Below are 11,821 nucleotides of genomic sequence, written 5' to 3' on the forward strand. Positions count from 1 at the left end.
GATCCGGGCCAAAGGCATACCGGGGCCGCAGCTGGGTTCGCTGATGCGTCTCCATCGGTCCTGGCGGTAGCACCGTTCCCGCGGCCCGTCCCAGGGGGAAGGCAGCCAGATGGTTGCTGCGGCGTCAACAAGCCAGATCTCTCGGCCGCTCTTGATGGTTAGTGGGATCACTGTAGGCAGCGGCCCTGCCGCTGCCCAAATACCTGCAGCAACGAGGCGCTGCGTGACGGTTTAGGACGCGGGTTCCGTCACAAACCGCCCCAGTGCCGTTATATGACGATGCCGGCCGGACGTGAAGCACCGGCGCTTGACGGGTATTTGGCGAAGCGTGCCGTGAACCGTCAGCAGCACATGGAAAAACCCCTCCCGTTCAGGCCTGGCGCCTGAAGAGAAGGGGTTTGGAACAGCGGTGGAGCCCCCTGCCGGATTCGAACCGGCGACCCCCTGTTTACAAGACAGGTGCTCTGGCCAACTGAGCTAAGGAGGCATAGCCGGCGAACCGGCCGCGCGCCGTCGTCGTTCACCAAGAACACAACGACAAAACAGCGCTAGACAAGATTAGCCCAGAGCGGCCTCCGGAACGAAACCACTCCACGGTTCCGTTCCGGAGGGCGCCCCGGCAATCAGATGGGACTAGGCAGCAGCCTCTGCCTTGTTGGCATCGATCGCAGCCTGGACCGTCTCGACGAAGGTGTTCAGGTCACCCTCGGAACCGTTGATGTACACGGTCGGGGTGCCGCCTACCTCGGCCGCGCGGGCCATGGAGTCGGCATACTTCACGTAGGTGCGGAAACCGTCGCCGGTAATGCAGTCTTCAACGCCGGTGGCACCGGCCGACTCGGCCATGTCGACCAGGGCAGCGTTGTCGATTTCGCCGTTCGGGTACTGGGCGAAGATTGCCTTCATAAAGCCCCAGTAGGACTCAGGGCTGGAATCGGCCACGCAGGCAGCGGCATTGGCGCCGCGCGAAGAGTAGTTCGTGGGTGAACCGCGGTCCAGGAAGGCAACCGTGCGGTATTCGTACGTGACCTCGCCGGCGTCGAGCCAGGACTCGATCTGGGATCCGTAAGTGGAGGCGAAGTCCGCGCAGTGCACGCAGTTGACGTCCACGTACTCCACGATCTGGATGGGCTCGCCCGGCGCTGCAGCTTCGACGCCGGCAGGAACGGTCTCCCCGGCGGCGTTGGTGGTGGTGGCCTCGGGCAGGCTGTTCACATCCACTTCAAACGGCTCCGTCGCCTCCAGCGTGGTGGAGGAGGTAAGGGTGATGCCGCCGTTGACGTTGCTGTTGGCCGGCGCCGGCCCCGCATCCGGAATCCCTCCGCGGACGCTGTTGATGACAACAACGGCGATGATCACGAGAACCGCAACGATCCCGACCACAATGCCCCAGCGTGTCAGCAGTTTGTTGCGGCGGTCCTTCTTCAGCTGCGCCTCACGAAGCTCGCGGGCCTTCTCGCGCGCTGCGGCCTGGCGGTCAGCCTTGGTCGGCTTGGGGTTCCGGTCACTCATATTTCCTCATGTCTCTCAAAGCGGCAGCCTCTCCGGCGGCAGCGGGCAACACAGTCTCAAGGGACAACGATATCGCTGCCCCCAAGCACAACGGCCCGGCACGGTACAAAGTTTCCTGGGTTGGATAGAGTGGAAAACAAACAAGTCAACTTAGGAGTGCAAAAAGTGAACGCTGTTGCCGCCGAATCGAACACAGAGATTTCAACGGACGGGTACGGCGATTACGACTTCATTGTGGTCTCCAACCGGCTGCCCGTGGACCGGGTCTCGGACGGCGGCGGGGACTCCTGGCGCCGCTCTCCCGGCGGACTGGTCACAGCCCTGGCCCCGGTGATGGCCAAGGCCGACGGCGCCTGGGTTGGCTGGCACGGGGCGCCGGACGAAACCCTAGAAGCCTTCGACCACGACAACATGCATCTGCGCCCGGTCCCGCTGAGCGCCTCCGAGGTGGAGCTCTACTACGAAGGCTTCTCCAACGCGACGCTCTGGCCGCTCTACCACGACGTCATCGCCCCGCCGGAGTTCCACCGAACCTGGTGGGATTCCTACCGCACGGTGAACCGCCGCTTCGCTGAGGCTGCCGCGGAAGTCGCGGCCGAAGGGGCCACAGTCTGGGTACAGGACTACCAGCTACAACTGGTGCCGCAGCTGCTGCGCCGCGCCCGGCCTGACCTGAAGATCGGGTTCTTCAACCACATCCCCTTCCCCCCGCTGGAAATCTTTGCCCAGCTGCCCTGGCGCAAGGACATCATCGCCGGCCTGCTGGGCGCGGACCTGATCGGTTTCCAGCGGCCCAGCGACACCGCTAACTTCCTGCGCTGCGTCCGCCGCTTCGCCGGGCATTCCGTGCGCCAGCAGCAGGTGCACGTGACCGGCGACGACGGCGCCTCCTACGTCTCGCGCGCCGAGGCCTTCCCGATTTCCATTGACGTCAACCAGATCACCGAACTCGCCAAGCGCGAGGACGTGATCGAACGCTCCAAGCAGATCCGCCGCGAACTCGGCAATCCCAAGACGATCCTGCTCGGCGTGGACCGCCTGGACTACACCAAGGGGATCAGCCACCGGCTCAAGGCGTACGGGGAACTCCTCGAAGACGGCCGGATCAGCGTGGAAGACGCCGCCCTGATCCAGGTCGCGAGCCCGAGCCGTGAACGCGTGGAACAGTACCGTCTCCTCCGCGAGGAGGTGGAAGGCACCGTGGGACGGATCAACGGCACCTACGACACCATGTCCAACACCGCCATCCGTTACCTGCACCATTCCTACCCGGTCGAGGAAATGGTTGCCCTCTACCTCGCCTCCGACGTCATGCTGGTGACCGCACTCCGCGACGGCATGAACCTGGTCGCCAAGGAATACGTTGCGGCCCGCACCGAGAACACCGGCGCCCTGGTGCTCAGCGAGTTCGCCGGCGCGGCGGACCAGCTGCGCCAGGCCGTGCTGGTCAACCCGCACGACATCGACCGGCTGAAGGACGCAATTGTCACCGCCACCGAAATGCCGCCGCGTGAGGCCCAGCGCCGGATGCGGCTGATGCGCCGCCAGGTCCTGCAGAACGATGTGGAACGCTGGTCACAGACCTTCCTCAACGCCCTGCGGCTGGAAGGAGAGCAGCCGTGATTCCCCCGGAACTCCGCACCGCCCTGGCCACGCTGGCCACGGCAGACGAACTGCTGGTCGCCACGGACTTCGACGGCGTAATGGCTCCCCTGGTCCAGCGCGCCGAGGACGCCCGGCCGCTGCCGGAGTCCGCGGCCGCCCTGCGCGCCCTGGCAGAGGTGCCGCACACGTCAACCGCCCTCATTTCCGGACGGGCGCTGGCGAGCCTGCGCCACGCGGCCAGCCCCGAACCGGAAACCCTGCTGGTGGGCAGCCACGGCGCCGAAACCTGGACCGGCCCCAATGCCGAACCGCTGCAGCTCACGCCGGTGCAGGCGGCGCTGCTGGCCCGCGCCCGGCAGGCGGTCGCCTCTGTGGTGGACGCCTCGCCTGGCTGCCGGCTCGAGGACAAGCCCGCCGGCGTCGTCCTGCATACCCGCGGTGCTCCCGACGACGTCGCCTCCGCTGCAGTCGATGCCGCGCGCGGCCGGCTGGGCGAGCTCGACGGCGTCCAGGTCACAGACGGCAAGCGGGTGCTCGAGGCGTCCGTGGTGCATTCCAACAAGGGTGAAGGAATCCGCGCGCTGCGTGAACTGACCGGCGCGTCGGCTGTGCTGTTCGCCGGCGACGACGTCACCGACGAACACGGGTTCGCAGCCCTGCAGCGCGGCGACGTGGGAATCAAGGTTGGACCGGGTGCCACCGCTGCCGGTTTTCGGGTGGACTCCCCCGCAGATTTCGCCGAAGTCCTGACGCATCTTCTGCAGCTGCGCCGCGCCGCCGTCGAAAATTAACCTTCCGGCCACCGCCTTTTCCACTGCCCTCTTTACAGGCATGGCATACTAAGCGTGATGGGCGCCACACGGCGTCCATCACGCTGCTTCACAATTACATATCCACCCATTCACAACGGATCGTCGGGCACGTACCTGCCCGTGAAGGGAAACACCATGGCAACGGTAACGTTTGACCAAGCTACACGGCTGTATCCGGGCACTGACCGGCCCGCAGTCGACAACCTCAGCCTCGAAATCGCCGACGGCGAGTTCCTGGTGCTCGTAGGCCCCTCGGGCTGCGGCAAGTCCACCTCCCTGCGCATGCTGGCCGGCTTGGAAGACGTCGATTCCGGACGCATCCTCATCGGTGACCGCGACGTCACCGACGTCCCGCCCAAAGACCGTGACATCGCCATGGTTTTCCAGAACTATGCGCTGTATCCGCACATGTCCGTCGCGGACAACATGGGCTTCGCCCTGAAGATCGCCGGCGTACCCAAGGAAGAGCGGCTGGACCGTGTCCGTGAGGCGGCAAAGCTGCTGGACCTCGAGGACTACCTGGACCGCAAGCCCAAGGCGCTCTCCGGCGGACAGCGCCAGCGGGTGGCCATGGGACGCGCGATCGTGCGTAACCCCCAGGTCTTCCTGATGGATGAGCCCCTCTCCAACCTGGACGCCAAGCTGCGCGTCCAGACCCGTACCCAGATCGCGTCCCTGACCCGCCGCCTCGGCGTCACCACGGTCTATGTCACGCACGACCAGGTTGAGGCCATGACCATGGGCGACCGGGTTGCGGTCCTCAAGGACGGGATCCTGCAGCAGGTCGACACGCCGCGCGCCCTCTATGACAAGCCGATGAACGTGTTCGTGGCCGGTTTTATGGGCTCCCCCGCCATGAACCTGCTCGAGCTTCCGGTCACCGAGGGCGGTGTCACCTTCGGCGGCACGGTCTACCCGGTGCCGCGGAGCATTCTCGACGCCGCGGCAGGCAACACCGTCACGTTCGGTGTGCGGCCCGAAGACATGGACATCGCTGCTGCCGGCGAGGGCCTGAAGGTTGAGGTTGACGTCGTCGAGGAACTCGGGGCGGATGCCTTCGTCTACGGCCACACTTTCCTCGACGGCCAGGAACACGAGATCACGGCCCGGGTGGACGCCCGGAAGCCGCCGGCGAAGGGCGACACACTCTTCGTCCGGCCGAAGCCGGGCCACGTGCACCTGTTTGACACCAGCACCGGAAAGCGTCTCGCGGACGAGGCATAGTCTCAGCAGCTCTGTGCAAGTGCGGTGGCCTTTCCCCTGAACTAGACTGCAGGGGAAAGGCCACCGTGCCGGTTAAACCCCGGATAAACGCCGGATAAACATAGTCCACAGAAGGCATGCCGCCCATGACTGAAGCCGCGCGCGCCAACCAGCGCGATCACCCCTCGGATCTAGAGCAGCCAGGCACCAGCCCGCGGAACCAGGCCGATGCGTCCCAAGCCCCGTTGGGTTCCCTGCACATCACTGCCGCCTCCATGGACCCGGCGCTGCTGGATTTGCCCTGGTCCATCCCCCTGGAGGAATGGCCCAAGGAGAACCTCGCAGCCCTCCCCCGCGGCATCTCCCGGCACGTTGTCCGGTTCGCCAAACTCAGCGACTCCCTCATCGCCATCAAGGAAACCAGCGAGCGGGTTGCCCTGCGGGAGTACGAAATGCTCCGCAAGCTCAGGCGGCTCAATATCCCCTGCGTTGCCCCCGTGGCGGTGATTACCGGCCGCACGGACAAGGACGGGGAGGAACTCGCTCCGGTGCTGGTGACCCGGCACCTGCGATTCTCGCTGCCCTACCGCGCCGTCTTTTCACAGACCCTGCGCGCTGTGACGCTCACCCGGTTGATCGATGCCCAGGCACTGCTGCTGGTCCGCCTGCACCTCGCAGGTTTCTACTGGGGCGACGTCTCCCTCTCCAACACGCTCTTCCGCCGCGATGCCGGGGCGTTCGCCGCCTACCTGGTGGACGCTGAAACGGGGGAACTTTACCCCGAGCTCTCCCCCGGGCAACGCGAGTACGACCTTGAGATCGCAAGGGTGAACATCGCCGGCGAACTCATGGACCTGGCCGAGGGCGGCCTGATCGAGGAAAACATCGATCCCCTCGCCACGAGCGAACGCATCATGGACAGCTACCGGAACCTCTGGGCAGAACTCACTGAGCAGGAGTCCTTCGAACTCGGCGAACGCTGGCGCGTCAACGCCCGGATCCGCCGCCTGAACGAGCTGGGGTTCGACGTCGACGAACTCACCATCCGCACTACTCCGGACGGCTCGCAGGTGCAGCTGCAGCCCAAGGTGGTTGACGCCGGCCACCACCAGCGCCGCCTGCTCCGCCTCACCGGACTGGACGCCCAGGAGAACCAGGCCCGCCGGCTGCTGAACGATCTGGATTCCTACCGCGCGGACAACCACCCCGACCTGGATGAGGAGCTCAGCGCCCACCTCTGGGTCACCCAGGTCTTCGAACCGATCGTCAAGGCAGTGCCGCGTGAGCTGGGCAGCAAACTGGAACAGGCCGAGGTGGTCCACGAGGTCCTGGAACACCGCTGGTACCTCTCCGAAAAGGAGAACCGGAACGTCGGCCTCGCGGAAGCTGTGCAGTCCTATCTCGATACCGAGCTGCGGCACCGCCGGGATGAAGCCGCAATCCTGCTCAACCCGGACACCAAAACCATGAGCATCCTGGAGGGTGGCGGAACGCCGGACCAGCCCTAGCGCGCCAGCAGGCGAAGACAGCCAAAAGGCCGGACCTGAGGGCCCGGCCTTTTGGCTGTCTGCAAGGTGAGGCTCTTTGCAGCGTTACAGGGACTGTTCGAACCCCGTGGAATTTACATTGCACTCATAGGTCATGCCGTCGACGACGTGCGTTCCCGTGCCGTACTCCGCACAGACTTCCACCACGTTGACCACCGCACCCGCGGCGAAAACGAAGATCAGAATTGTGGCCAGCAACGTGAGCAGGAAAACAATGGCTCCGATGATGATGCCGGCCAGGGCGGGGCCATTGCGTTCGTTGGCTTTCCGGGACTGGACCAGGCCCACGATGCTCAGGATCAGGCCCGCCAGTGAGGCGTACGGGATAAAGAACAGGCAGGAAAGAACCAAGCCACCAATTCCCAGGGCCTTCCCCGGCTTCTGCGCCGGAGCCTGGTAGGTCCCGGGGTAGCCGTAGTTCGTGCCGTAAGGGGGCTGCTGGCCGTAAGGCTGCTGCTGAGCGTACGGCTGCTGCTGGCCGTAAGGGGGCTGCTGGCCGTAGGGCTGCTGCTCATAGGGAGCCTGCTGCGGCGTCTGGCCGTAGGGCTGCTGGCCGGAAGCCGGCTGGTCGGAGGACGCCTGCTCCGGAGTGGGTTCACCGTACTGTCCGTAGAGCGGCTGGGTCGGTGCCCCTCCGATGGCTGCGGTGTCGGACGCGGGGGTGCTTCCGGCCGGTGCGGCATCACCGGATGCGGGAGTGCTGCTGTCCGGTTGACCCGCCGGCGTCGGTTCACTGGACGGCTGTCCCGGCGCAGCGAAGCCGTCTGGCCCGCCGGCGCTCTGACCGGCGTCGTCGTTGCGGTTCTCTGGCATGGTTCTCCCCCTGGGACGATGATTCCTGATAGCTGGCCGGCGAACAGCGGCAGCTGTTCCGGCGATCGGCGCCAGTCTATCCTGTGCTGTTGTGGCTAGGCTGGGGCACTGGGGGTCCCGCCCCAAGTCAGCGGCCCCTTCCATGTGCGATGCGGGGCTCCTGTGCCCAGCTGGCAACCGGTCATGCAGCTGTGGGAACAATCACCACCACATATCGGCACATGTGCCGGGAACCCGGCGTTAACCCATACGTAAGCAGCCTGACCAGCGTGAAAAGGATGATTCTGTCCATGGACAATGCCCTCCGCGAAATCTCAAAACCTTCAGCAGAGCTCCAGCTGGTGCCGGTCCATGAGGCTTCCGCTGAACGCGACCGCCAATGGTGGCGTTCCTCGGTGATCTACCAGATCTACCCCCGCTCCTTCCGCGACCTCCGCGGCGACGGCATCGGCGACCTGCCCGGCATCACCGCCGAAATCCCCGCCCTCGCCGAACTCGACATCGACGCGATCTGGCTCTCCCCCTTCTACAAATCCCCGCAGAAAGACGCCGGCTACGACGTCGCGGACTACTGCTCCGTGGACCCGATCTTCGGCACCCTGGACGACTTCGACGCCCTCGTCGCCACCGCCAAGGCCCACGGCATCCGCGTGATCGTTGACCTGGTCCCCAACCACTGCTCCGACCAGCACCCCCTCTTCCAAGCCGCCCTCGCCGCCCCGGAAAACTCCCCCGCCCGGGACATGTTCATCTTCCGCGACGGCACCGGCGAGAACGGCGAAAACCCGCCGAACAACTGGCAGTCCCACTTCGGCGGACCGGCCTGGACCCGCATCACCAACCCCGACGGCACTCCGGGCCAGTGGTACCTGCACCTCTTTGACTCCACCCAGCCGGACTTCAACTGGGACAACCCCGCCGTCCACCAGGAATTCGAACGGATCCTGCGCTTCTGGCTCGACCGCGGCGTCGGCGGCTTCCGCGTCGACGTCGCCCACGCCCTGATCAAGAAGTCCGGCCTCCCGGACTGGGGCGGCCGCGCCGACGGCGCCTCCATCGAAGGCTTCCCCGGCCACGAGGCACCCATGTTCGGCCAGGCCGGAATCCACGACATCTACCGGTCCTGGCGGAAAATCCTGGAGGACTACGACGGCGACCGCGTGCTCTGCGCCGAAGCGACCATCGACCCGCTGGACCGGCTCACCGACTGGGTCCGGTCCGACGAAATGCACCAGGCCTTCAACTTCGCCTACCTCCACCACCCCTGGGACGCCGGGGATCTGCGCAGCACCATCGAAACCTCCCTCAAGGCATTCGACAAGGTCGGTGCCCCCACCACCTGGGTGCTCTCCAACCACGACGTCGTCCGCCACGTCTCCCGCTTCGGGCTGCAGGGCCATGAGCTGCGCAGCGGCGACGGGATCGGGCCCGACGATGCCCAGCCGGACCACGTCCTCGGACTGTCCCGGGCACGTGCGGCAACGCTGCTGATGCTCGGCCTGCCCGGCGGGGTCTATCTCTACCAGGGCGAGGAACTCGGCCTGCCCGACCACACCATGATTCCGCACACCTACCGGCAGGACCCGACGTTCCACCGGACGGATGGTGTCCGCGTGGGCCGGGACGGCTCGCGGGTGCCGCTGCCCTGGACGGCGGACGCGCCGTCGTACGGGTTCAGCAGCACCGGCAAGAGCTGGCTGCCGCAGCCGGAAGTCTGGGGCACCCATTCCAGGGACATCCAGGAACGGAACCCGGATTCCACACTGCACATGTACAAGGCAGCCCTCAGGCTGCGGCAGGAACTCGGCCTGGGCCACGGCTCGCTGTCCTGGTGGCCGGAGCACGACGCCGAGGGCGTGGTAGCTTTCGTGAACAACGGGGTGCTGGTGGCGATGAACATGGGTACCGAAGCGGTTGAGCTGCCGGAGTTCGAGATCCTGCATCAAAGCTCGCCGGGGGCCATGGAGCACACCCGGCTCCGCCCGAACCGGACGGTCTGGATGCGGGTACCCTAGGTTCCGCTTCCTTCGGGCGGGCCAGCGGTTAGGCGCCGGGGATGGCCTTGCCCGGGTTCAGGATTCCCGCCGGGTCAAAAACTGCTTTGACCCGGCGCTGGAGTTCCAGCACCTCGGCCTGCTGTTCCTGGGCCAGCCAGCGGAGCTTGAACTGACCCACGCCGTGTTCGCCGGTGATGGTTCCGCCCAGCCCCAGGGCCACCGTGATGGATTCGTCCAGGGCTGCGTCCAGGCGGGCCGCACCTGCGGCACCCTCCGCAGTGCTGACCCAGAAGGTCGGGTGCAGGTTGCCGTCTCCGGCGTGGGCAACAACCTTGAGCCGGACGCCATGATCGCGGGCCATCCGCTCAAGTTCCGCCACGTAGTGCACCAGCTGGGAGCGCGGCACCGCCACGTCTTCTCCAACCCGCAGCTCATGGTCGACGGCGTCTCCGCGGCTGTGCCGGCGCAGTTCCACCAGGCGCTCGGCTTCGGCTGAGCCGGCGGAGCTTACGGTCCCGCCGAGTCCGGACAGGACGGTACGGACGGCGTCCGCTTCGGCCTCGGCACCGAAACCGTCGGTTTGAATCAGGAGCAGCGCCCCACCCCGGGTGCCGAGATCCGAGCCATGGGCGCCGTCGAGCGCTGCCATCGTGGCGCCGTCGAGCAGTTCCATGATCGCGGGCTGGACCCTGGCCGCGCCGACGGCGAGCACACCGGCCGCAGCGGTCCGGAAGTCGGGGAAGAACGCCGCTACGGTGCATACCTCGCGGGGCAGGTAGCGGAGCCGGACGGTGATGCCGACGACGACGCCGAGGGTGCCTTCCGACCCGGTGAACAGGCCGGTGAGGTCGTACCCGGCTACGCCTTTGAACGTTGTGTGCCCGGTGCGGATCAGCGTTCCATCCGCGAGCACCACGTCCAGCGCGAGCACCGAGTCACGGGTCACTCCGTACTTGGCGCAGCGCAGGCCGCCGGCATTGGTGGCCACGTTGCCGCCGATGGTGGAAATCCTGTAGCTGGCCGGATCAGGTGCATACATCAGTCCGTGGGGCCGCACGGCCTCGTTGAGGTCCGCATTGATGACGCCGGGTTCGACGACGGCGAGTTCGTCGCCCGCCCGGATCTCCAGGATCCGGTTCATTTTCTCCAGGCTGAGGACAATGCAGTTCCGGGTGGCATGGGCTCCTCCGGAGACGCCGGTGCCGGCTCCGCGCGGGACCACAGCCGTGTTGGTGCGCGAGGCCCAGCGCATAATGTTCTGCACATCGGCCACGGTTTCCGCCCAGACCACTGCCAGCGGGTCAACGAGGTCCTGCACCGGACCCTGGTCTTTGGCGTACGCTGCCAGGGTGGTCGAATCGGTTGCCAGTGAAACGCCGGGAAGGGCAAGCGCTAGGTCATGCAGAACATCGGTGGTCATATGCAGAAGGCTACCGGGCGCCCATGAACCGGGCGTAACGTTGCAGGACATTGCGCCATTGCCCTGCTAGCCGGTCACGGACCTCCAGGCCATCGGGGATCCGGCCGAAGCCCGAGTGCTGCACCGTGACACGGGTGTGGTTTTCCTGCGGCTCGAACCTCAGTTCCACGCTGGTCGAGACCGTCGGGCTGTGTCCCAGGAACCAGTCCATGGCCAGCAGCTCGTCCGGGCGGATTTCCCGAACCGTGGCCCAGAGCGCGGTCTCCTCATCGAGGCTCGTCTCTGTCAGGGATCCGCTCTCGAACTCCGGATGCATCCCTTCCCCGTACGTGCTGAATTCTGCAGGCCACCACAGGTGAAGGTACTCGTGGAAACCCCTGAAGGCCTCGTCCGTTTCACGGGGAACAACACAGGATTCCTCGATATCGGCGACGGAGGCTGCGCCCCGCTGCGGCTCGGGGTCCGGGGCGTGGGAGAACAAGGATGAAGTCATGCCTTTAGCCTACGTACTCCGGTGCCAGGGGACCCCGTCGGGCTTCCATTGCTCAGCGTGGGGCAGGGCTGGCTTCATTTCGATGGGTGTGCAGGTCTGGCGGCTTCACCGGCTCTCGCCCTCGCTGGATGGGCAGGTATGGTGACCAAAATCGCGCGGAGGCCGCCGTATCTGCACGTCGACGGTCGCCCGTGGGCTGAATACGGTGCACAACCGCAGGCCGGTCGAAGGCAGGGTCCGCTGACCCCACGGGTCAGGCCTGCAACCCCGCGGAACGGAAAGCGGGGGTTAAACACGTCAGGCCCCGCACTTAGTGTGCGGGGCCTAACGTGGACCAGGATCCCTGGTCTTGAATGATTGTCCGGCGGTGACCTACTCTCCCACACCCTCCCAGGTGCAGTACCATCGGCGCTGCGGGT

The 11,821-nt window shown here is 66.0% G+C and carries 9 protein-coding genes, 1 tRNA gene and 1 riboswitch; of the genes, 5 read left to right on the plus strand and 5 right to left on the minus strand.

Annotated features, from left to right (window positions below; all coding sequences use genetic code 11):
• Positions 1-48 precede the first annotated feature (48 nt).
• Positions 49-161, minus strand: a riboswitch (SAM riboswitch).
• A gap of 249 nt (positions 162-410) precedes the next feature.
• A tRNA-Thr gene (locus tag H9638_RS15525) sits at positions 411-487 on the minus strand.
• A gap of 146 nt (positions 488-633) precedes the next feature.
• Entirely contained in the window at positions 634-1,512 is an 879-nt protein-coding gene (locus tag H9638_RS15530; protein WP_191748917.1) for a DsbA family protein, read from the minus strand.
• A 165-nt stretch (positions 1,513-1,677) separates the two neighbouring features.
• Here H9638_RS15530 and H9638_RS15535 point away from each other — a divergent pair, with 165 nt between their 5' ends.
• From H9638_RS15535 to H9638_RS15550, 4 genes are all read left to right on the plus strand, one after another.
• On the plus strand, positions 1,678-3,135 hold the full coding sequence (locus H9638_RS15535; RefSeq protein ID WP_191748919.1) for an alpha,alpha-trehalose-phosphate synthase (UDP-forming): 1,458 nt from the start codon (positions 1,678-1,680) through the stop codon (positions 3,133-3,135).
• A complete protein-coding gene (gene otsB, locus H9638_RS15540) occupies positions 3,132-3,908 on the plus strand; it encodes a trehalose-phosphatase (RefSeq protein ID WP_318241906.1) in 777 nt (258 codons plus the stop codon). The genes H9638_RS15535 and otsB overlap by 4 nt, the downstream gene beginning before the upstream one ends.
• A gap of 156 nt (positions 3,909-4,064) precedes the next feature.
• Positions 4,065-5,153, plus strand: coding sequence for an ABC transporter ATP-binding protein (locus H9638_RS15545; protein WP_191748921.1), 1,089 nt, complete (start codon positions 4,065-4,067; stop codon positions 5,151-5,153).
• A 125-nt stretch (positions 5,154-5,278) separates the two neighbouring features.
• Positions 5,279-6,640, plus strand: coding sequence for a DUF4032 domain-containing protein (locus H9638_RS15550; protein WP_191748923.1), 1,362 nt, complete (start codon positions 5,279-5,281; stop codon positions 6,638-6,640).
• Between the two features lie 84 nt (positions 6,641-6,724).
• On the opposite strand, the gene H9638_RS15555 is transcribed toward H9638_RS15550, so the two are convergent.
• Positions 6,725-7,492: a hypothetical protein gene (locus H9638_RS15555; RefSeq protein ID WP_191748925.1), complete on the minus strand. Its 768-nt coding sequence runs from the start codon at positions 7,490-7,492 to the stop codon at positions 6,725-6,727.
• Positions 7,493-7,770: 278 nt separating this feature from the next.
• Between H9638_RS15555 and H9638_RS15560 the strand changes: the two genes are divergently transcribed.
• Positions 7,771-9,507, plus strand: a complete 1,737-nt coding sequence (locus H9638_RS15560; protein WP_191748957.1) for a glycoside hydrolase family 13 protein — start codon at positions 7,771-7,773, stop codon at positions 9,505-9,507.
• A gap of 28 nt (positions 9,508-9,535) precedes the next feature.
• Here H9638_RS15560 and H9638_RS15565 read toward each other — a convergent pair whose 3' ends face one another.
• Both H9638_RS15565 and H9638_RS15570 read right to left on the minus strand, forming a co-directional pair.
• A complete protein-coding gene (locus H9638_RS15565) occupies positions 9,536-10,909 on the minus strand; it encodes an FAD-binding oxidoreductase (RefSeq protein WP_191748927.1) in 1,374 nt (457 codons plus the stop codon).
• Positions 10,910-10,919: 10 nt separating this feature from the next.
• Positions 10,920-11,402: an SRPBCC domain-containing protein gene (locus H9638_RS15570; protein ID WP_191748929.1), complete on the minus strand. Its 483-nt coding sequence runs from the start codon at positions 11,400-11,402 to the stop codon at positions 10,920-10,922.
• Between the last annotated feature and the right edge of the window lie 419 nt (positions 11,403-11,821).

The sequence above is a fragment of the Arthrobacter pullicola genome (assembly GCF_014836875.1).
In the GTDB taxonomy this organism is placed as follows: domain Bacteria; phylum Actinomycetota; class Actinomycetes; order Actinomycetales; family Micrococcaceae; genus Arthrobacter_B; species Arthrobacter_B pullicola.